Consider the following 20,013-nt stretch of genomic DNA (forward strand, 5'->3'; position numbering starts at 1 on the left):
GCGACCTAGGCTTCGGGGTATGCCCACCCCGCTGCCGGAGCTTCTCGCGCTCGTCCCGACGCTGAACTCCCCCGACGTGCCGATCGTCTACGCCGTGGAGGGCGACACGATCGTCGCCCGCTGGGACGTCGTCAACGCGCAGACCGTGTACCCGACCGAGTTCGCCACGGTCGACCGCGATTTCTCGGTGACCGTGACCTTCGACGAGAAGAAGGGCACTTGGAGGTCGAAGGACCACGAGACGCAGTCCACGACCTCGTTCGGCCCCGGTGGCATCCGGATGGAGAAGAGCTTCTTCTCGGGTAAGAAGGTCGGCAAGGAGTTCCACCTCGAGCTCGGCGGCCTGACCCGGCAGAACGGCGAACTCTCCCCCGTGTTGGCCTGGTCGTTCGACACCGCACGGATCAAGAAGCCGCTGTTCGCGTTCCTCGAGCAGCACGGCTGGACGAAGAAGCGCGGCCTCTTCGGCTGACCCCGGTGGCCGGCAGGCCGCCGACATCCACGATCTGCGACGAGCGCGCAGACTCACGCACGCGCACTCGACGCGAATCGATGCACTCGGCCGGGGTGCGCGGGGTCAGCCGACGATGTGCATCGCGCGTGCGGCGTCGGTGATCGACCCCGAGAGCGACGGGTAGACGCTGAACGCGCGGGCGAGCTGATCGACCGTGAGACGGTGCTCGACGGCGAGCGCGATCGGCAGGATGAGGTCGCTCGCCTTCGGCGCCACGATCACCCCGCCGATGACGGTGCCCGATCCGGTGCGGGCGAAGATCTTCACGAACCCGTCCTTGATGCCCATCATCTTGGCGCGCGGGTTGCTCGCGAGCGGGAGCTTGTAGATCTCGCCCTGCGCGATCCCCTCCTCGATCTGGTGCTGCGACCAGCCGACGGTGGCGACCTCGGGCTGCGTGAAGATGTTGCTCGTCACGTTGCGCTGCTCGGTCGGGGTGACCGCATCCCCCATCGCGTGGAAGACGGCGGTGCGGCCCTGCATCGAGGCGACGGATGCCAGCGGCAGGAAGTCGGAGCAGTCACCGGCCGCGTACACCGACGGCATCGAGGTGCGGGCGACGCGGTTGACCCGGATGTGCCCGGACTCGGTGAGCTGGATGCCCGCCTCCTCGAGCCCGATCCCGGCGGTGTTCGGCACCGAGCCGAGGGCGAGCAGCGCGTGCGACCCGGTGACCTCGCGACCGTCGACCAGTTTCACGACGACGGAGTCGCCGTCGCGCTCGACCGACGCCATCCGGCTCTTGTTGAGCACGGTCATGCCGTTGCGGCGGAACACGTTGCCGATGACCTCGGCGGCGTCGGCATCCTCTCCCGGCAGCACCTGGTCGCGGCTGGAGACCAGCGTGACCTTGGCGCCGAGTGCGAGGTAGGCGGAGGCGAACTCCGCCCCGGTGACGCCGGAGCCGACGACGATGAGATGCTCGGGGATCGACTCGAGGGAATAGAGCTGGGTCCAGGTGAAGATGCGCTCGCCGTCGGGCTTCGCCGTCGGCAGGATGCGCGGCGCGGCGCCCACGGCGACGACGAGGGTGTCGGCGGTGATCTCGTCGAAGTCGGTGCGGGCCTTGCCGCGACCGGTCGAGGCGATGATCGTGTTCGCGTCTTCGAGACGTCCGTCGCCCTGCACGATGCGCACCCCGGCCCGCACGAGCTGGGCCTTCATGTCGGCGGACTGCTGCTGGGCGAGTGCGAGGAGGCGCTTGTTGACGGCGCCGAGGTTGACCGCGACCTCCGGGCGCACGGGGCGGTCCTTGTCGTTGCGGGTGAAGAACTGCACCCCGAGGTCGGCGGCCTCGCCGACGGCGGTGGCGGCTTCGGCCGTCGCGATGAGGGTCTTGCTGGGGACGACATCCGTCAGCACCGCGGAGCCGCCGACGCCGGCCCGCTCGACCAGGGTCACCTCGGCGCCGAGCTGCGCGCCGGTGAGCGCGGCCTCGTACCCGCCGGGACCACCGCCGAGGACGGCCAGACGGTGGGTGCGCTCGAACTCGTACGGCATGCCCCCATCCTCCCAGGAACGCCGTACTCCCGCGGGCACGACCGGGTTCTAGAGTGAACGGATGGGTAACGCCGCCAATCCTCTCGACGCCTCCGACGCCGACCCGTTCGCCATCGCGAAAGAAGCCGCCGCACAACTGGCCGCCGCGACCGGGGTCGAGAAGCACGACGTGGCCCTGACCCTCGGCAGCGGCTGGGCGAAGGCGGCCGACCTGCTCGGCGAGACCGTCGCGACGATCCCGGCGACCGAGATCGTCGGGTTCGGCAAGCCCGCGCTCACCGGCCATGTCGGCACACTCCGCAGCGTGCGCCTGCCGAACGGGAAGCACGCGCTGGTCATCGGCGCGCGCACCCACTACTACGAAGGTCACGGCGTGCGTCGCGTCGTGCACTCGGTGCGCACGGCGGCGGCGGCGGGGGCATCCATCATGGTCCTCACCAACGGCGCCGGCGGCATCAAGGAGCACTGGACCCCGGGCACCCCCGTGCTGATCTCGGACCACATCAACCTCACCGCCGACTCCCCGCTCGAGGGGGCGACCTTCATCGACCTGACCGACCTGTACGCGCGGCGCCTGCGCGACATCGCGCGCACCGTGCAGCCCGGACTCGACGAGGGCGTCTACACGCAGTTCCGCGGACCCCACTACGAGACCCCGGCCGAAGTGCAGATGGCGAAGGCGATCGGCGGCCACATCGTCGGGATGTCGACGGCGCTCGAGGCGATCGCCGCCCGCGAGGCCGGCATGGAGGTGCTCGGCTTCTCGCTCATCACGAACCTCGCGGCCGGCATCTCGCCCGAACCGCTGAGCCACGCCGAGGTGCTGCAGGCCGGCAAGGACGCCGAGTCGGCGATCTCGGACCTGCTCGCCCGGGTCGTCGCGGCGCTGTAGTCCGATGGGAGCCCTGGAGGACGCCCGCGCCTGGATGGCGCAGGACCCCGACCCGGTGACCCGGGCGGAACTCGACGCGCTGCTGGCGCGCTCCGCGGCCGGTGACGCCACGGCGACGGATGATCTCGCCGACCGGTTCTCCGGACGCCTCGAGTTCGGCACCGCGGGCCTGCGCGGCGAACTCGGCGCGGGTCCGATGCGGATGAACCGCGTCCTCGTCGCCCAGGCGGCCGCCGGTCTCGCCGCCTACCTGCGGGCCAGGGACCCGCATCCGACCGCCGTCATCGGCTACGACGGGCGCCACAACTCGGCGGTCTTCGCCCGGGATTCCGCCGCCATCCTCGCCGGGGCCGGCGTCGAGACGACGATCCTGCCGCGCCCGCTGCCGACCCCGGTGCTCGCCTTCGCGGTGCGCGAGCTGCGGGCGAGCGCCGGGATCATGGTGACCGCGAGCCACAACCCGGCCCGCGACAACGGCTACAAGGTGTACCTCGGCGGCGGCGACGACGGCTCGCAGATCGTGCCCCCCGCCGACGGCGAGATCGCGGCCGAGATCGAGCGCGCCGCGACCGTGGCCTTCGGCGACCACCCGACGTCCTCGATCTACGCGACCGCGGACGAGTCGGTCATCGACGCCTACGTCGAGCGCACCGCCGGGATCGCCACGGAACCCGAGCCGCTGCGCTACGTCTACACGCCCCTGCACGGCGTCGGGCGCGAAGTCGCCGAGCAGGTGTTCGGCGAGGCCGGTTTCGCGGCTCCGATCGTCGTCGCGACCCAGGCCGACCCCGACCCCGACTTCCCGACCGTCGCGTTCCCGAACCCCGAGGAGCCGGGGGCGATGGACCTCGCGTTCGCCGCCGCGCGAGCATCGAATGCCGACCTCGTGCTCGCGAACGACCCCGACGCCGACCGCATCGCCGTGGGCGTGCCCGACCCGCACGTCGAGGGCGGCTGGCGCCGGCTCAGCGGGAACGAGGTCGGCCTCCTGCTCGGCTGGCGCGCGGCCCGGGAGCACGACTCCGGCACCCTCGCCTGCTCGCTCGTGAGCTCCCCGGGCCTGCGCGAGATCGCCCGCGTGCGCGGTCTCGACTTCGTCGAGACGCTCACCGGGTTCAAGTGGATCTCGCGCGCCCCGGGCCTGATCTTCGGCTTCGAGGAGGCTCTCGGCTACCTCGTCGACCCGTCGAAGGTGCGCGACAAGGACGGCATCTCCGCCGCGGTCGCCGTGCTGTCGCTGTTCTCCGAGCTGCGAGCGGCGGGTGAGACCCTCGACTCGGACCTCGAGCACTTCGCCCTCGAGTTCGGAGCGTTCGCGTCGGCGCAGATCTCGATCCGCGTCGCCGACCTCGCCGAGATCCCCCGCGCGATGGCGCGCCTTCGCGCCGAGCCGCCGGCCTCGATCGGCGGACTCGCCGTCGCGGGCGTCGACGACTACCTCACCGGGGTCGACGGCTTCCCGCCCAACGACATCCTGCGCTTCCGCACCGTCGGCGGCGGGCGGGTGATCGTGCGGCCGAGCGGCACCGAGCCGAAGCTCAAGTGCTATCTCGATGCGTCGTCGAACGAGGGAACGGCCGCCGCGCGGCGGGCGGCGGCCGCCGCGGCGGTCGCGACGCTCGAGGCCGGGATGCGCACCCTCCTCGGCTGACACTCAGGGAAAGTACTCCCCGAGGATGACGCCGACCCCGCGTCGCGTCGGAAGACTCGGGTCATGCCCGCAGAGAGTCGCCCCGTCCGCATCCTGGTCGTCGACGAGGAGGAGACGTTCACTCACGTCGTGCGCCTCGCCCTCGAGCTCGAGGGCTGGGAGGTGAAGGTCGTGCACTCGGCCGCCGACGCGATCGCCGACAGGTCGCGCCCCGACATCGTGCTGCTCGACATGATGCTGCCCGACGGGCTGGGCACCGACGTGGTCGCCGCGCTCCGCTCCGCCGGATCGCGCGCCGTCGTGGTGTTCGTGACCGGGCGCGCCGAGCACGAGGAGCGGGCCGCCGCGTACGCCGCGGGCGCCGACGGCTACCTCACGAAGCCGTTCTCGCTGGAGGAGGTCGTCGACCACCTCCAGATGATCGTGCGGCGGCTGGGACTCGCCGCGACCAGTCGCGTCGCGGGCGACCTCGTGCTCGACGTCGACGCCGGGATGGCGTGGCGGGCCGACGAACTGCTGCCCCTCACGTCGCTCGAGTTCGAGTTGCTGCGGGAACTCGTCGAGCATCGCGGCGCACGGCGCAGCACGGGCGAGCTCGTCCGGGCCGTCACCGCCCGCGGCATCCGCGTGCCCCGCGAGTTCGTCGCCCGCATGCTCGAGCGCATCCGCGTCGCGGTCAACGGCGTCGGCCGCCCGCTGCTCGTCGGCGACGAGGCGGGCTGGCAGGTCGGCTAGGCCCGGCCGAATCCCGTCACGATGCGCTCGACCAGCTCTTCGCGATCCTCCAGCGGCAGGAACGCCGCGTCGGCCGCGTTGACCATGAACTGCTCGACATCGTCGGCGTCGTAGCCGAAGGCATCCACGAGCAGCGCGACCTCCCGGGTGAGCGAGGTGCCGCTCATCAGCCGGTTGTCGGTGTTCACGGTGACCTTGAAGCCGAGCTGATACAGCACGTCGAACGGGTGACCGGTGATGCCCGGACCCCAGCCGGTGAACGCCGCCGTCTGCAGGTTCGACGACGGGCTGGTCTCCAGCGGGATGCCGCGGTCCTTGATCCACTGCGCCAGCCGGCCGAGCGTGACCAGACTCGTCTCGTCGTCGTCGCCGTCCTCGAGCTGGATGTCCTCGGCGATGCAGACGCCGTGGCCGATGCGCAGGGCGTGACCGTCGACGAGGGCCGAGCGGATGCTGTCGAGCCCGTCGGCCTCACCGGCGTGCACCGTCACCGGGAACGACTCGTTCGCGAGCAGGTCGAACGCGTCGGCGAACCGCGACGGCGGGAAGCCCTTCTCCGGGCCGGCGATGTCGAAACCGTGGGCGCCGCTGTCGCGATGCCGCAGCGCGAGCTGGGCGATCTCCATGCCGCGGTCGTTCTGCCGCATCGCCGAGATCAGCTGCCCGGCGCGGATCCAGCCGCCGCCCGCCTCGATCGCCTCGATCGCCTCGTCGATGCCCTCCTGCACCGCCTCGACCGCCTGGTCGAGGCTGAGGCCGCCGGCGAGGTGCTGCTCGGGCGCCCAGCGCAGTTCGCCGTAGATGACGCCGTCCGCGGCGAGGTCCTCCACGAACTCGCGCGCGATGCGCGTGAGGTTCTCCGCCGTCTGCATCACCGCGATCGTGATGTCGAAGGTCTTCAGGTAGTCGACGAGTTCCCCCGACGAGCACGACGCGAGGAACCAGGCCTCGAGCGCCTCGGCGGTGTCGGCCGGGAGCTCGACCCCCGCGGCCGGCGCGAGGTCGATGATGGTCTGCGCCCGCAGCCCGCCGTCGAGATGGTCGTGCAGCGAGATCTTGGGCAGCTGGCCCAGGGGCACGCGGGAACCGGGGAGGATGCGCTCGGCGTCAGTCACCCGTTCAGCCTAGAGCGACCGGCAAGGGGCACGACCCGCGCCGACCCCTCCCCGGGTCGCTCAGGCGTCCGCGTCCCGGCGGCGACGACGGAAGAGGAGGAAGAACAGCCCGGCGAACACCAGCACCACGGCCGCCGCGAGCGCCAGCCAGAGCAGCAGCAGATCGGTGCCGCCCTGCTGATCGCCGGCTCCCGCGGTCGCGTCGGGGTCGGGCGACCCGTCCGGATCGTCGTCGGCCGGCGCGTCGTCCGCCGGTTCGTCGGTCTCGTCGGTCTCGTCGTCGTCGGTCTCGTCCTCGGTGAACGGCAGCGTCGTCAGCTGCGCGGTCCCACCGCCGGCCGCCGGGGTCGTGCCCGTCGTGCCCGTGCCGCCACCTGTGGCCGGCGGGACGACGGCCGGCAGGTCGAAGACGATCTGGAAGCAGCCCGCCTGGATCAGCGTCAACATCCCGTCGCCGGTCACGCCGGAGCCGAGCGAGTAGCCGATGGCCAGGCCCTTCGCGTCCGGCCAGACCGCGAGGTACTGGTCGATCGTGCCGTTGATCGACCCACCGCCACCACCGACCGCCGGAGCGCCCGTCGTCGCGAAGCCAGGGGCGATCGACGCCAGCCACAGGTTCTGACCATAGAACGCCGGCTCGAACACCAGGATGCCGTCCGCCGAGCCGTTGCCGTCGAGGTCGACCACCATCTGGCCGCCGGGTGCCGGACTCGTCCCCGTCCAGCCGAGCGCGACCGTGCCGGTCTGCGTCAGCGGGAAGTCGGGCACATCGAGATAGCCGGCCGCCTTCCGCGGATCCGGCGACCCGGTCGCCGTGCCGGTCCAGACGCGGAGCGCGCCGTCGACGATGAGGTTGTTGCCGTCCGATCGGGTCGACGACAGGTCGAGATCGCTCAGGGAGTCGACCGCCACGGGCGTGAAGACCGTGCACGCCTGGTTGGTCGCGGCTTCGAAGACGAAGGTGTCGCAGCCGATCGTCAGCGAGGTCACGACCCCTGCTCCGACCGACCCGGAACCGCCCGAGTAGCCGATCGCCGTGACATCGACATCCCAGCCGGCGGCTTCGAAGGCGGCGAGGAACTCGTCGAGGGTGCCGTAGGCGAGCTGGTAGCTCGGGTTCGGACCGGCCGACATCCCGGGCACCGACTTGTTGATCCAGAACGCGTCGAACAGCGGCTCGTCGACGAGGTTGCCGAACCAGGATCCGTTCTTGAACAGGGTCAGGTTCAGCCCGGCGCTGGCCCCCGACGTGCTGGTGTATCCCATCCCGGGGACCCCCACCTCCGCGAACGGCACATCGACGGGAAGATACCCGGCCGACTTCGACAGCGAGAGGTTCGCGTGACTCCAGGCGATGCTCAGGCCGTTCGCCGTCAGGGAGTGCGAGCCGCCGGCGCGATCCTCGAAGAACATGCCCGTCGTGGTGCGCACGATGGTGTCGGCGTTCGGCGCGGCGCACAATTCGACGGTCGAGGACGTCGAGGCGGTCGTGAACGACGCGGCTGAGAGGCGTGCGGCACCGAGGGGCTCATCCGCCGTCTCCTCGCTGTCGCCGGCCTCCCCGGAGTCCGAGGTGTCGTCGGGCTCGATCGCATCCGTCGGCTCGACCGCGGGCTCGTTCGGCTCCGCGGCCGGCTCGGTCGCCTCGGCGGTCGGATCGACGGGCGCGCCGGTCGAGGCGACGGCGGAGTCGGTCGATTCGTCGGCCAACCCGGGGGCGGCGGCAGCGACGAGGGCGAGGCTCGCCCCGAGGGCGACGGCGCCGACGGTGGCGAGGATCTTCCTGAACACGGGGGAACTCCAGGGGTCGGCGACATCAAGGCAGCGCACATCGCAGAAGACCCTGATCACGCACCCGTGGGGGACGGTCGGCACGGGGGTACGGCCTCGGGAGCGTGGCGCCACGGTAGCAGCGCGTCGCGGTGTCCCTCAAGTGGGGGACCGGGGCTACTCCCCATGTACCCCTGGGTACCCGGGGAGTCCGTCAGTCGACGCGGCCGGCGATGAGCGGACCGCCGTCGTCGACCGGGGACCCGGGTTCGCCGATCGCCCAGGCTCCCTCGAGGGCTTCGAGCGCGCGGGCGAAGCGGGCGGGCTCGTCGGCGGAGAGGGTGAAGAGCGGCTGTCCCTTCGTGACGGTGTCGCCGGGCTTGGCGTGCAGGTCGATCCCGGCGGCGTGCTGCACGGGATCCTCCTTGCGCGCACGACCGGCGCCGAGACGCCAGGCGGCGATGCCGAACGGCAGCGCTTCCTGCTTCACCAGGATGCCGTCGCGATCCGCGGTGACGACCTGCGTCTCGCGAGCGACCGGGAGGGCGGCATCCGGGTCGCCGCCCTGCGCGGTGATCATCGCGCGCCAGGAGTCCATCGCGCGTCCGTCCTTCAGCGCAGCCTCGACGTCGGCATCCGGAAGTCCGGCGAGCGCGAGCATCTCGCGAGCGAGAGCGACGGTGAGCTCGACGACATCCGCCGGACCACCCCCGGCGAGCACCTCGACGGACTCGCGCACCTCGTTCGCATTGCCGATCGCGAGCCCGAGAGGCACGTGCATGTTGGTCAGCAGGGCGACGGTCTTCGTGCCGGCGTCGTTGCCGAGCCGCACCATCACCTCCGCGAGTTCACGGGACCGCACCGGGTCCTGCAGGAACGCGCCCGAGCCGTGCTTGACGTCGAGCACGAGGGAGGCCGTCCCCTCGGCGATCTTCTTGCTCATGATGCTCGATGCGATGAGCGGGATCGCCTCGACCGTGCCGGTGATGTCCCGCAGCGCATAGAGCTTCCCGTCCGCGGGGGCGAGGCCCGCACCGGCCGCGCAGACCACGGCGCCGACCTCCTCGAGCTGCCGCATGAACTCGTCGTTGGAGAGCTTGGCGCGCCATCCCGGGATGCTCTCCAGCTTGTCGAGCGTGCCGCCGGTGTGACCCAGCCCGCGGCCCGACAGCTGCGGCACCGCGACGCCGAACGACGCGACGAGCGGAGCCAACGGGAGGGTGATCTTGTCACCGACTCCGCCGGTGGAGTGCTTGTCGGTCGTCGCCTTCGACAGCCCCGAGAAGTCGAGGGTCTCCCCCGTTGCGATCATCGCGAGGGTCAGATCCTTGATCTCCTGCGGCGACATCCCGTTGAGGAAGATCGCCATCGTCAGCGCCGACATCTGCTCGTCGGCGACATAGCCGCGGGTGTAGGCGTCGACCAGCCAGGAGATCTGCGGCGTCGAGAGCGTGCCGCCGTCGCGCTTGGTCTTGATCAGGTCGACGGCGTCGAAGGGTTCAACCATGGGTCCTCCTCGGACAGGGTTTCGATACGCGTCCGGCTTCGCCGGGCGCTACTCAACCCGCGGTGGCTTCGTACTCCGCCAACTGGCGGGGGCCGAACGCGTCGGGCAGCACCTCGTCGATCGTCTTGATGCCCGACACCGTCTCGAGGAGCATCCCCGGGGCGGAGAATTCGTAGAGCAGTTGCCGGCAGCGACCGCACGGCATCAGCACGTTGCCGTGACCGTCAACGCACGAGAAGGCGACCAGCTTGCCGCCGCCCGACGAAGCGAGGGCCGAGACGAGTCCGCACTCGGCGCACAGTCCGACGCCGTAGGAGGCGTTCTCGACGTTGGCGCCCTGCACGATGCGGCCGTCATCGACGAGCGCGGCGGCGCCCACCGGGAAGTTCGAGTACGGCGAATACGACCACCCGAGGGCTTCGTTCGCCTTGGCGCGGAGCAGTGCCCAATCGATCTCGGACACGGCCTACTCCTTCACGTACGGACGACCGACCGCCTTCGGCGCGACGGCCCGACCCACGAGCACGGCGACCGCGATGAGCGTGACGAGGTAGGGCGTCATCGCGATGAGGTCGGGCGGGATCGTCGACCCGGCCTGCCCCGCCCAGATGCGGAAGTTGCGCGAGAACCCGAACAGCAGCGCCGCCGAGGCCGCCAGGAACGGGTTCCATCGGCCGAGGATCACGCAGGCGAGGGCGATGAAGCCCTGGCCTGCGCTCATCTCACGCACGAACGGCCCGATCGAGCCGAGAGTCAGGGCGGCCCCGCCGAGGCCGGCGATGAGGCCGGCGACGGAGACGGTCCAGAACCGCCAGCGGTTGACGTTGATGCCCACCGTGTCGGCGGCGAGCGGGTGTTCGCCGAGCGCCCGGATGCGCAGGCCCCAGCGGGTCTTGAACAGGAAGAACCAGACCGCGGGCACGAGCACGAACATCGCGTACGTCGTCGGTCGCTGATCGAACAGCACCGGGCCGATCACCGGGATGTCGGAGAGGAACGGGATCGGCAGGAACGGCAGGGTACCGGGGAAGTTCAGCACCTCGCTGTTGCCGGAGAGCGCCGCCGAGTAGAAGAAGTTCGTCAGCCCGATCATGAGCGCGATGAGCACCACGCCGACGATCACCTGGTCGACGAGGTACTTGATCGAGAACGCGGCGAGCACCATCGAGAGCAGCATGCCCGTCAGCATCCCGGCGATGAGTCCGACGAGGAGGTTGTCGGTGACGCTCGCGACGACGGCGGAGGTGAACGCACCGCCGAGCAGCTGACCCTCGATCGCGATGTTCGTCACGCCGACGCGTTCCCCGAGCACGCCGGCGAGCGACCCGAAGATGACCGCGGTGGAGAGCCCGATCGTGCCGGTGAGCAGGAAGACGACGGGGATGTTGCCGCTCTGGCTACCGGCCGCCACCGACGCGACGAGCGCGACGAGGAACGCGAACGCCGTGAGGAAGGTCAGCACGAGCGGCACCTTGCGGGCCAACGCGACGAGCACCAGCGCCGTGACCGCGCACGCCTCGGCGATCACCGCGAGCACGAGGCAGATCAGCTGCGCGTTGACGACCGTCGCGGGGATGACGGCCTCCTGCCCGGTGTCGTTCCAGGAGAAGAACACCTCCACGGGCCCGGTGGTGAGCGCGAAGGCGAGCGTGATCTGGGCGACGACCGCCATCACGATCGCGCCCTTCCAGTTGCGCGGGGCGACGACGACGGGTCCGACGACCGGCGCCTCGGGTGCGAGCGTCTGGGTCATAGCGGGGACTCCTTCTCGGCCTTCGAGGCGCCGTCGTTCGCACTGTCACCCTGGGCCGTGTCGACCTGCGCCGACGTCGCCGCAGCGCTCGGCGCGACACGCGATCGGCGGGGCGAGGACTTGGCGACGACCACCCGCGGCTCGGGGAGGAAGCGGAAGATCTGCCGCACGAGGGGAGGTGCTGCGACGAAGAGCACGATGAGCCCCTGCATGACGATGAGCACCTCGGGGGCGACATCCTGCACCTGCATCGACGGGCCCGCGGCCTTCATGGCGCCGAAGAGGAGCCCGGCGAACAACACCCCGAACGCGCGGGAGCCGCCGAGCAAGGCGACCGTGATCGCGTCGAATCCGATGCCCGCGTCGATGCTCGGCCCGAAGGTGCCCTCGCGTCCGAGCGCCTGGTTGATGCCGGCGAGGCCGACGAAGAGACCCGACAGCACCATCGCGATGATGAAGACGGCCTTGACGTTGACGCCCGCGGTGCGCGCCGCATCCGGGTTCAAGCCGACCATGCGCAGGCGGAAGCCGAGCTTGCTGCGCTCCATGAGCCACCAGAAGACGAACACGGCCGCGATGCAGAGGATGAATCCCAGGTGCAGGGCGAAGTCGGGGCCCAGGATGCGCGGCAATTGCGCCGTGGGGAGCGGAGCGCGTGCGGTCGGGTTGTTCCCCGACTCCATGTCGTGCAGCACGGGCGTGCGCATGAAGAAGGTCACGAGGCTGACCGCGATGTAGTTGAGCATGATCGTGACGATCACTTCGTGCGCGCCGGTGAAGGCCTTGAGCAGGCCCACGATCCCCGCCCAGAGCCCGGCGCCGATGAACCCGAAGGCCATCGCGACGAGCAGGTGCAGCCCCCACGGCAGCGGGAACCACATCGCCGCGAAGCCGGCGAACGCGGCGCCCATGAGCATCTGCCCCTGGCCGCCGATGTTGAACATGCCGACCCGGAAGCTCAGCGCGATGCCGAGCCCCGCGGCGATGAGCGGCCCGGCGAACCGCAGCGACTCGGTGAGCGGACGGATCGCGGCCTCGAACGAGCCGGCGTTGTAGTTGAACACCGCGCCGCGGAAGAGGGCCGCGTAGGCGTCACCCGCCGCACGGCCGGCGGCTCCGAAGAAGTCGCCGGGGCGGGCACCGAAATAGCCCAAGGTCTCGAGCACGTCTTCATTGGTGAAGATGATCAGCAGCGAGCCGATCGCGAGCGACAGCAGCACGGCGAGGAAGATCCGCAGCGGGCCGCCGCTCGCGATGTCGTAGAGCACCTCGCGCGCGGTCGGACGCCCCGAGGTGGAGGTGGTCGCCGGCGTCGTCGGCAACGGGTCGAGGGTCGGGGTGGTCATCCGGTCACTCCCGCCATGAGCTGGCCGAGCTTCTCGCGCGGGGTGCCGGCCGGCACGATGTCGATGATGCGGCCGCGGTACATCACGGCAATCCGGTCGGCGAGGGCGAGCACCTCGTCGAGTTCGGTGGAGATGATCAACACGGGCACTCCGCTGTCGCGCACGGCGACGATGCGCTCGTGGATGAATTCGATGGAACCGACGTCGACCCCGCGCGTGGGCTGCGAGGCGACGAGCAGTTTGAGGTCGCGCGACAACTCCCGGGCGAGCACGACCTTCTGCTGGTTGCCGCCGGAGAGGCGCCCCACCGGGGTCTCGCCGTCGGGCGTGCGGATGTCGAACTCCTCGATGGCATCCGCCGCGAACGCGTCACGGTAGGCGAAGTCGATGTTGACCCCCTTCGTGAAGGGCCCGGAGACGCTGCGGTCGAGCATGAGGTTCTCGGCGACGGTGAACTCCGCGACCAGCCCGTCCTTCTTGCGGTCCTCCGGGACGAAGCCGACTCCCGCGTCGAGGGTGTGCCGCACCGAGGAATGGGCGATCTCGACCCCGTCGAGCACGATGCTGCCGTGCACCCGGTCGCGCAGCCCGATGATCGCCTCCGTGAGCTCGGTCTGGCCGTTGCCCTGCACGCCGGCGACGACGAGGATCTCGCCCGCGTGGATCTCGAACGAGATCTCGTCGAGCAGCTTGCGTCCGAGGTGGTCGTAGAGCGTGACGTCCGAGACGACGAGGGACGCGGCGCCGGGCGTCGCGACCGCCTTCTCGACCGTGAGTTCGACCTCGCGGCCGACCATCATCGTGGCCAGCTCCTCCGTCGACGCATTCGGGGCGGCGGTTCCGACGACCTTGCCGAGGCGGATGACGGTGATGGTGTCGGCGACGGCCTTCACCTCGCGCAGCTTGTGGGTGATGAACACGATCGAGGTGCCGGCATCCGACAACTGGCGCATGGTGTCCATCAGCTCGTCGGTCTCCTGCGGGGTGAGAACGGCGGTCGGCTCGTCGAGCACGAGCACCTTCGCCTCGCGCGAGAGGGCCTTGACGATCTCGACCCGCTGCTGGGCGCCGACCGGAAGATCTTCGACCTTCGCATCGGGGTCGATGTCGAACCCGAACTTCGCCGAGATCTCGCGTACCCGTGCCCGGGCGGCATCGAGGTCGATGATGCCGAACCGGGAGGGTTCGTGGCCGAGCATGACGTTCTCGGCCACCGTGAACACCGGGATGAGCATGAAGTGCTGGTGCACCATGCCGATACCGGCGGTCATCGCCTGGCCGGGCCCGGAGAACCGGACCGGCTGGTCGTCGAGGAGGATCTCGCCCTCGTCGGCGTGATAGAGGCCGAAGAGAACGTTCATCAACGTCGACTTGCCGGCGCCGTTCTCACCGAGGAGGGCGTGGATCTCGCCCGGCTCGACCGTGATGTTGATGCCGTCATTGGCGACGAGACTCCCGAAGCGCTTCGTGATGCCGCGGAGTTCGAGTTTCATCGGGTCCATCCTGCACGAGGGGGCGGGCCGATGCGAGAACGGGCGGGACTCGACATCGGGGGAAAAGGCGATGTGCCGGGGCGGCCGAAGCCACCCCGGCACATCGTTCGATCAGCTCATCGCCGATCTAGGACTGCGGATCAGGCGAGCGGGTCGATCGATCCGTCGATGATCCCGGCCTTGAGCTCGTCGAGCTTCGCGAGGAGCTCGTCCGAGATCTTGTCGCTGTCCGACAGCGCGGTGCCGTCGTTCTCGAGGGTGCCGACGTACGCCTCGACGTCGAACTCGCCGCCCGAGGACAGGTCGGAGATGATGTCGAACACGGCCTGCGTCATGCGCTTCTCGACCGAGGTGAGGACGAGGTCCGCGTACTCGGGCGAGGTGACGGCGATGTTCTTGTCGACGCCGAGGAAGACGGCGGTGGTCGAACCCGACTCGGTGATCGCCTCAGCGGTCGAGGCGAACAGGCCGCCCGCGACCGGGAAGATCACGTCGGCGCCCTCGGCGAGGAAGCCCGCCGAGATCGACTTCGCGCCCTCGGTGTCGCCGAACGACAGGCCCGGGTCGGTGAACGTGCCGGTGCCGGCGATCGGGTCGCGACCGAGGACCGTGACGGCCGTGCCGGTCTCGGCCTCGTAGGCCTTGGCGCCGTAGTAGAAGCCGTCCATGAAGGCGGTCACGGCGGGGATGTCGAGGCCGCCGTAGGTGCCGATGACCTTGGTCGTCGAGTAGGCCGCCGAGAGGTAGCCGGCGAGGTAGGACGACTGCTCCATCGCGTAGGTGATGGGCTTGAGGTTGGTCTGGCCCTGGTTCCAGCCGTCGATCCAGACGAACTGCGAGTCCGGGTTGGCGTCGGCGACGGTGAAGATGGTGTCGTTGATCGAGAAGTTGAAGCCGACCGCGAAGGTCACGTCGCAGGGGACCTCGACCATCTGGGTGAGGTTCGGCTCGAAGTCCTCGATCGACTGCGACTCGGCGTCGTTGATCGACACGCCCAGCTCGTCTTCGGCCTTGAGAAGACCGTCGTAGGCGGCCTCGTTGAAGCTCTTGTCGTTCCAGCTGCCCTCGTCGGAGACGGCGCAGGCGGTGAAGTCGACAGCCTCGCCGCCGCCATCGCCCTCTTCAGGGGCGGCGCCACAGCCGGCGAGCACGAGCGCGCTCGCGCCGGCGAGCGCGATGCTCAGCAGCGCACGCTTACGGGTGATCAGGTTCACTTGGGTCCTCCATGTGCAAAAGCCCCGGCGGGGACGCCGGGGTGTGATGGGCCCAGAGTAACGCGGCGTCACACGCGGCCACTACCCGCCCGGCCCCCGTGGGCGATTAGTTACCCGATCGCGACACATGCGAAATGTGGCGGAAATGATCGCCTACAGAACCGGGCTGAACGGCCTCGGCGGCGTGGTTTCCAGGCTCAGCAGGGAGATCAAGTAGTCGAGGAACGCGAGCCGGTCGACCGACTCGATCACGGTCGCGTTCTCGGGCAGTCCGTGGACCCCCCACGACATCGCCGAGTACCCGCGGGTGAGCTCCGAGTCGGCTTCGACATCGACGGCGTACCGAGCGCTCGCGGCGATCAGCTCGGGGTGCAGCACGAGCGCGGCCGTCAGGGAGTCGGGATGCGTCGAGCCCATGATGCCGACCGACTCGTCGAAGGCGAGGGTCGCCTCGCAGACGCGCACGACGAACTTCGCCAGCGGCGTGCCGACGGCCGCGATGCGCGAGATCTCGTCACGGTCGAACACGCCGTCGACGAGGGTGAGCGGAGCCCAGGGCACGACGACGATGTCGGCGAAGCCCGCCGCGAACACCGTCTTGGCCGCATCCGGATCGACGTAGAAGTTGAACTCCCCGGCGGCGGTGATGTTGCCGCGCGCGTTGTTCGAGCCGCCCATAATGTAGAGCGACTTGACGTTGGCGACGAAACCCGGATCCTTGATGATCGCCATCGCGATGTTGGTGAGCGGCCCGATGCAGACGATCGTCAGCTCCCCCGGCGCTTCCGCGGCGAGGCGGATGAGGGCATCCACCCCGTGCTCGGCCTGCGGGGCGAGTCCGCTCTCGTCGATCGCGAGCCCGCCGCCACCGTCGCCGTGCACGTTCTCGGCGGAGACCCATTCGCGCACGAGCGGGCGTCGGCACCCGAGGTAGACGGGGACGTCGAGCCGATCGGCGACGTTGAGCGTCATCCAGGCGTTCTTCACCTGGCTCTCGAACCCGACGTTGCCGGCGACCATCGTGATCGCCCGCAGGTCGGCGGCGGGGTCGAGGAGCCCGACGAGGATCGCGACGCAGTCGTCCTGGGCGGTGTCGGTGTCGATGACGAGGGGGATGCTCACGGGTCCACGCTAGGACAGTGTGCGGTCGCTACAGCACCTCGGAGCGGCCCGAGAGCTTGAGGGCATCCACGACGCTCTTCACGCGCTGGGCGTTCGCGGTCGTCGTGACGAGGAGCGCGTCGGGGGTGTCGACGATCACGATGTCGCGCACACCGATGAGCGAGATGATGCGGTCGCTCTGGCTGATGACGACGCCGCTGGATGCGTCGGCGAGCACGCGCGCGTTCTCGCCGAGGATTGCGAGGTCGTTCTTACGGCCCCCGGAGTGCAACTTCGCGATCGACGCGAAGTCGCCGACGTCGTCCCAGTCGAAGGTGCCCGGGATGACGGCGAGCTTGCCGGCCGCGGCCGCCGGCTCCGCCACCGAGTAGTCGATCGCGATCTTGATGAGCCCCGGCCAGATGCGGTCCACGGCGGGGCCGCGGGTCGTCGGGTCGTCCCACGCGGACGCGAGTTCTTCGAGCCCGGCGACGAGTTCGGGCTGGGTCTGCCGCATCTGCTTGAGCAGAACGTCGGCCCGGGACACGAACATGCCGCCGTTCCACAGATGATCGCCGCCCTCGACGTAGCCTTCGGCGGTCGCCAGGTCGGGCTTCTCGACGAAGCTCTCCACCCGCAGCGCCTTCGGCGCGCCCTCGATCCCGAGCGCCTCCCCGCAATGGATGTAGCCGAATCCGATCGCCGGTTCCGTCGGCGTGATGCCGATCGTCGCGATGTAGCCGGCATCCGCGACCACGACGGCCTGCTCGATCGCGCGGCGGAAGGAGCGCACGTCGCCGATGACGTGGTCGGCGGCGAACGACCCGATGATCACGTCGGGCTCGCGAAGCTTCAGGATGGCCGCGGCCAGCCCGATCGCGGCCGAGGAGTCCTTCGGCTCGGTCTCGAGCACGATGTTCGCGTCGACGAGTTCGGGGAGCTGCGCCTCCACGGCGGCGCGGTGGGCGCGGCCGGTGACCACCATGATGCGCTGGTCACCGGAGAGCGGTGCCAGCCGGTCCCAGGTTCCGCGCAGCAACGTGCTTCCCGAACCGGTGAGGTCATGGAGGAACTTCGGCGCGTCGGCACGCGAGAGGGGCCAGAGCCGCGATCCGACACCGCCCGCCGGGATCACGCTGTAGAAGCGGGCGAGGGCATCGGAGCGGTCGGCCATGCGTGCCAGCGTATCGGGGCCGCTTCTGGTCAACTCTTCAGCGGACGTACACCGTCCGGTCACGCCGTCGTCGCCGGAGCCCGCGGCGAACGCACCTACCGTCGCGGCATGAGGGTCGCAGTCGTGAGCGAGAGTTTCCTGCCGACGGTCAACGGCGTGACCACCTCGGTCGTGCGGGTGCTGGAGCATCTCGCGGCACGCGGCCACGAGGCGATGGTCGTCGCACCGGCCGCGGGCTCCCCCCGCGAGTACGCCGGATTCCCCGTGAGCCAGGTGCCGGCGCTGGCCTACCGGCAGTTCCCCGTCGGGCTGCCGAACGCGCAGGTGAGCGGTCTGCTCGCGGCGTTCCAACCCGACGTGCTGCACGTCGCCTCGCCGTTCCTGCTCGGCGCGCAGGCGATCGCCGCCGGCAATCGGCTCGGCGTGCCCAGCGTCGCGATCTATCAGACCGACGTCTCCGGCTACGCGAAACGCAACCGGCTGTCCGCCGCGAGCGCGTTCGCGAAACGGCTCACCCGATGGATCCACGAGGGCGCCGACCTCACCCTCGCCCCGTCGACCTCGGCACTCACCGACCTGCGCGCGGCGGGAGTGCCGCGCCTGGCACGCTGGGGCCGGGGGGTCGACCTGGAGCGCTATCACCCGCGCCGGCGCGATGGCGAGGGTGCCCGCGAGCTGCGGTCGCGGCTCGCGCCGAACGGGGAGACGATCGTCGGCTACATCGGCCGGGTCGCCCCGGAGAAGAGCCTCGAACGCCTGGCCGAACTCCGTGGCGTTCCGGGGATGCGCCTCGTGATCGTCGGCGACGGACCGTCGCGGCCCGCTCTCACCCGGGTGCTCGACGGGATGCCGGTGGAGTTCCTGGGTGCGCTCGGCGGCGAGGATCTCGCGAACGCCTACGCCGCGCTCGACGTCTTCGTGCACACCGGGACCGAGGAGACCTTCGGCCAGACCCTTCAGGAGGCGCACGCGAGCGGGCTTCCGGTCGTCGCGCCCCGAGCGGGAGGCCCGATCGACCTCGTCGACTCGGGGGTCGACGGCGTGTTGTACGAACCCGCGGTGGAGGGCGACCTCCGGCAGGCGGTCGCCGGGCTGGTCGCCGCTCCCGAACTGCGGGCCCGGATGGGCGAAGCCGGCCGACGCCGCGTGCTGAGCCGCTCCTGGTCGGCGATCTGCGACGACCTCCTCGAGTTCTACGGGCAGGTCGTCACCGCCCGCGCCCTCGCCGACGCCCGGCCGTGAACGTCCGTCGGGGTTAGGCCCGCCTTCCCTGCGACCGCCGCGGGGCGGGCCTAGACTGAGCCGTACCGAACCACCTGCGGCGCCACCCCGCTTGGAGACAATCCACTCTGGAGTACGAGGAGGAATCCGTGTCCACCGAGGCCGCGGCCAAGATCCGGGCTCCCAAGACCACGAAGACCCTGAAGCGACCCGTCGGAACCCTGTACCGCGGTCGTGAGGGCATGTGGTCCTGGGTGCTCCACCGGATCACCGGAGTCGCCATCTTCTTCTTCCTGCTCGTGCACATCATGGACACGTCGCTGATCCGCATCTGGCCGGCCGGCTACGACGTCGTGATCGAGTCGTACAAGACCCCGATCATGGGTCTCGGTGAGATCGGACTCGTCGCCGCGATCGGCCTGCACGCGCTCAACGGGCTGCGGATCATCGCGATCGACTTCCTGGCGATCGGCCCCCGCATCCAGCGCCTCATGTTCTGGATCGTCATCGCGCTGTGGGCCGTGCTGCTCGTCGGGTTCATCCCGCGGCAGCTCATGCACATCTTCGGAGGCGAGTGAACATGACCGCCATCCCGATGCCGAACGAACGAGCCCCCCGACGCCGCCGCGTCAACTGGGAGATGTGGGGCTGGCTCTACATGCGCTTGTCGGGCGTGCTGCTCGTCGTGCTGATCTTCGGCCACCTCCTGGTGAACCTCTTCCTCGGCGACGGCGTAAAAGCGATCGACTTCGCCTTCGTCGCCGGCAAGCTCGCCGATCCGTTCTGGATCGTCTACGACATGCTGCTGCTCTGGCTCGCCCTGATCCACGGCTCCAACGGCATGCGGACGATCATCAACGACTACGCCCGCGGTCGTCTGCGCGTCGTGTTCCTCGTGCTGCTCGCCATCTCGACGGTGTCGTTGCTCGTGCTCGGCAGCCTCGTGCTGACGACGTTCGATCCCTGCCCGGCCGGGACCCCCGCCGACATCCTGCCCCAGTTCTGCTCGACTCTCTAAGGCGCCGCA

General features: G+C 70.0%; 18 protein-coding genes. 7 read left to right on the forward strand and 11 right to left on the reverse strand.

Going from position 1 to position 20,013, the window contains the following annotated elements; translation table 11 throughout:
• Positions 1-19: 19 nt before the first annotated feature.
• Positions 20-472 carry a hypothetical protein gene (locus ACILQS_RS01905; protein WP_395638405.1) on the forward strand — a complete coding sequence of 151 codons (453 nt, stop codon included), beginning with the start codon at positions 20-22 and terminating at the stop codon, positions 470-472.
• A 105-nt stretch (positions 473-577) separates the two neighbouring features.
• Here ACILQS_RS01905 and ACILQS_RS01910 read toward each other — a convergent pair whose 3' ends face one another.
• Positions 578-2,014 (reverse strand): NAD(P)H-quinone dehydrogenase, encoded by a 1,437-nt coding sequence (locus ACILQS_RS01910; protein WP_395638406.1) that lies wholly within the window; start codon positions 2,012-2,014, stop codon positions 578-580.
• Between the two features lie 61 nt (positions 2,015-2,075).
• Between ACILQS_RS01910 and ACILQS_RS01915 the strand changes: the two genes are divergently transcribed.
• The 3 genes from ACILQS_RS01915 to ACILQS_RS01925 all read left to right on the forward strand — a co-directional run bounded on the left by ACILQS_RS01915 (position 2,076) and on the right by ACILQS_RS01925 (position 5,292).
• Positions 2,076-2,906, forward strand: a complete 831-nt coding sequence (locus ACILQS_RS01915) for a purine-nucleoside phosphorylase (protein WP_395638407.1) — start codon at positions 2,076-2,078, stop codon at positions 2,904-2,906.
• Positions 2,907-2,910: 4 nt separating this feature from the next.
• Complete coding sequence (locus ACILQS_RS01920; RefSeq protein WP_395638408.1) at positions 2,911-4,557, forward strand: phospho-sugar mutase; 1,647 nt, start codon at positions 2,911-2,913, stop codon at positions 4,555-4,557.
• A 63-nt stretch (positions 4,558-4,620) separates the two neighbouring features.
• Complete coding sequence (locus tag ACILQS_RS01925; protein WP_395638409.1) at positions 4,621-5,292, forward strand: response regulator transcription factor; 672 nt, start codon at positions 4,621-4,623, stop codon at positions 5,290-5,292.
• Here the strand turns inward: ACILQS_RS01925 and ACILQS_RS01930 are convergent.
• From ACILQS_RS01930 to ACILQS_RS01975, 10 genes are all read right to left on the reverse strand, one after another.
• On the reverse strand, positions 5,289-6,407 hold the full coding sequence (locus ACILQS_RS01930; RefSeq protein WP_395638410.1) for an adenosine deaminase: 1,119 nt from the start codon (positions 6,405-6,407) through the stop codon (positions 5,289-5,291). The genes ACILQS_RS01925 and ACILQS_RS01930 overlap by 4 nt on opposite strands.
• 60 nt (positions 6,408-6,467) lie before the next feature.
• Positions 6,468-8,198, reverse strand: coding sequence for a hypothetical protein (locus ACILQS_RS01935; RefSeq protein WP_395638411.1), 1,731 nt, complete (start codon positions 8,196-8,198; stop codon positions 6,468-6,470).
• Positions 8,199-8,391: 193 nt separating this feature from the next.
• A complete protein-coding gene (locus tag ACILQS_RS01940; RefSeq protein ID WP_395638412.1) occupies positions 8,392-9,684 on the reverse strand; it encodes a thymidine phosphorylase in 1,293 nt (430 codons plus the stop codon).
• Positions 9,685-9,736: 52 nt separating this feature from the next.
• On the reverse strand, positions 9,737-10,147 hold the full coding sequence (locus tag ACILQS_RS01945) for a cytidine deaminase (protein WP_395638413.1): 411 nt from the start codon (positions 10,145-10,147) through the stop codon (positions 9,737-9,739).
• Positions 10,148-10,150: 3 nt separating this feature from the next.
• A complete protein-coding gene (locus tag ACILQS_RS01950) occupies positions 10,151-11,437 on the reverse strand; it encodes an ABC transporter permease (protein ID WP_395638414.1) in 1,287 nt (428 codons plus the stop codon).
• On the reverse strand, positions 11,434-12,783 hold the full coding sequence (locus ACILQS_RS01955; RefSeq protein WP_395638415.1) for an ABC transporter permease: 1,350 nt from the start codon (positions 12,781-12,783) through the stop codon (positions 11,434-11,436). Before ACILQS_RS01955 ends, ACILQS_RS01950 begins: the two co-directional genes overlap by 4 nt.
• A complete protein-coding gene (locus ACILQS_RS01960) occupies positions 12,780-14,276 on the reverse strand; it encodes an ABC transporter ATP-binding protein (RefSeq protein ID WP_395638416.1) in 1,497 nt (498 codons plus the stop codon). The genes ACILQS_RS01955 and ACILQS_RS01960 overlap by 4 nt, the downstream gene beginning before the upstream one ends.
• 140 nt (positions 14,277-14,416) lie before the next feature.
• Positions 14,417-15,490, reverse strand: a complete 1,074-nt coding sequence (locus ACILQS_RS01965) for a BMP family protein (RefSeq protein ID WP_395638417.1) — start codon at positions 15,488-15,490, stop codon at positions 14,417-14,419.
• Between the two features lie 153 nt (positions 15,491-15,643).
• Positions 15,644-16,612: a nucleoside hydrolase gene (locus tag ACILQS_RS01970; RefSeq protein WP_395638418.1), complete on the reverse strand. Its 969-nt coding sequence runs from the start codon at positions 16,610-16,612 to the stop codon at positions 15,644-15,646.
• Positions 16,613-16,640: 28 nt separating this feature from the next.
• A complete protein-coding gene (locus ACILQS_RS01975) occupies positions 16,641-17,765 on the reverse strand; it encodes a mannose-1-phosphate guanylyltransferase (RefSeq protein WP_395638419.1) in 1,125 nt (374 codons plus the stop codon).
• 108 nt (positions 17,766-17,873) lie between these two features.
• Between ACILQS_RS01975 and ACILQS_RS01980 the strand changes: the two genes are divergently transcribed.
• From ACILQS_RS01980 to ACILQS_RS01990, 3 genes are all read left to right on the forward strand, one after another.
• Entirely contained in the window at positions 17,874-19,007 is a 1,134-nt protein-coding gene (locus ACILQS_RS01980) for a glycosyltransferase family 4 protein (RefSeq protein WP_395638420.1), read from the forward strand.
• Between the two features lie 128 nt (positions 19,008-19,135).
• Positions 19,136-19,564 (forward strand): succinate dehydrogenase, cytochrome b556 subunit, encoded by a 429-nt coding sequence (sdhC, locus tag ACILQS_RS01985; RefSeq protein ID WP_395638421.1) that lies wholly within the window; start codon positions 19,136-19,138, stop codon positions 19,562-19,564.
• Between the two features lie 2 nt (positions 19,565-19,566).
• On the forward strand, positions 19,567-20,004 hold the full coding sequence (locus tag ACILQS_RS01990; RefSeq protein WP_395638422.1) for a succinate dehydrogenase hydrophobic membrane anchor subunit: 438 nt from the start codon (positions 19,567-19,569) through the stop codon (positions 20,002-20,004).
• The last annotated feature ends 9 nt before the right edge of the window (positions 20,005-20,013 follow it).

Source organism: Pseudolysinimonas sp., assembly GCF_044239695.1.
GTDB lineage: Bacteria > Actinomycetota > Actinomycetes > Actinomycetales > Microbacteriaceae > Pseudolysinimonas_A.

What these genes read in the sequence shown, in the direction of transcription:
- ACILQS_RS01925 (WP_395638409.1), top strand. Translation starts at nt 4,621, where the DNA reads ATGCCCGCAGAGAGTCGCCCCGTCCGCATCCTGGTCGTCGACGAGGAG.
- ACILQS_RS01980 (WP_395638420.1), top strand. Translation starts at nt 17,874, where the DNA reads ATGAGGGTCGCAGTCGTGAGCGAGAGTTTCCTGCCGACGGTCAACGGC.
- ACILQS_RS01960 (WP_395638416.1), bottom strand. Translation starts at nt 14,276, where the DNA reads ATGAAACTCGAACTCCGCGGCATCACGAAGCGCTTCGGGAGTCTCGTC.
- ACILQS_RS01975 (WP_395638419.1), bottom strand. Translation starts at nt 17,765, where the DNA reads ATGGCCGACCGCTCCGATGCCCTCGCCCGCTTCTACAGCGTGATCCCG.
- ACILQS_RS01915 (WP_395638407.1), top strand. Translation starts at nt 2,076, where the DNA reads ATGGGTAACGCCGCCAATCCTCTCGACGCCTCCGACGCCGACCCGTTC.
- ACILQS_RS01990 (WP_395638422.1), top strand. Translation starts at nt 19,567, where the DNA reads ATGACCGCCATCCCGATGCCGAACGAACGAGCCCCCCGACGCCGCCGC.
- ACILQS_RS01920 (WP_395638408.1), top strand. Translation starts at nt 2,911, where the DNA reads ATGGGAGCCCTGGAGGACGCCCGCGCCTGGATGGCGCAGGACCCCGAC.
- ACILQS_RS01950 (WP_395638414.1), bottom strand. Translation starts at nt 11,437, where the DNA reads ATGACCCAGACGCTCGCACCCGAGGCGCCGGTCGTCGGACCCGTCGTC.
- ACILQS_RS01905 (WP_395638405.1), top strand. Translation starts at nt 20, where the DNA reads ATGCCCACCCCGCTGCCGGAGCTTCTCGCGCTCGTCCCGACGCTGAAC.
- ACILQS_RS01940 (WP_395638412.1), bottom strand. Translation starts at nt 9,684, where the DNA reads ATGGTTGAACCCTTCGACGCCGTCGACCTGATCAAGACCAAGCGCGAC.
- ACILQS_RS01955 (WP_395638415.1), bottom strand. Translation starts at nt 12,783, where the DNA reads ATGACCACCCCGACCCTCGACCCGTTGCCGACGACGCCGGCGACCACC.
- ACILQS_RS01910 (WP_395638406.1), bottom strand. Translation starts at nt 2,014, where the DNA reads ATGCCGTACGAGTTCGAGCGCACCCACCGTCTGGCCGTCCTCGGCGGT.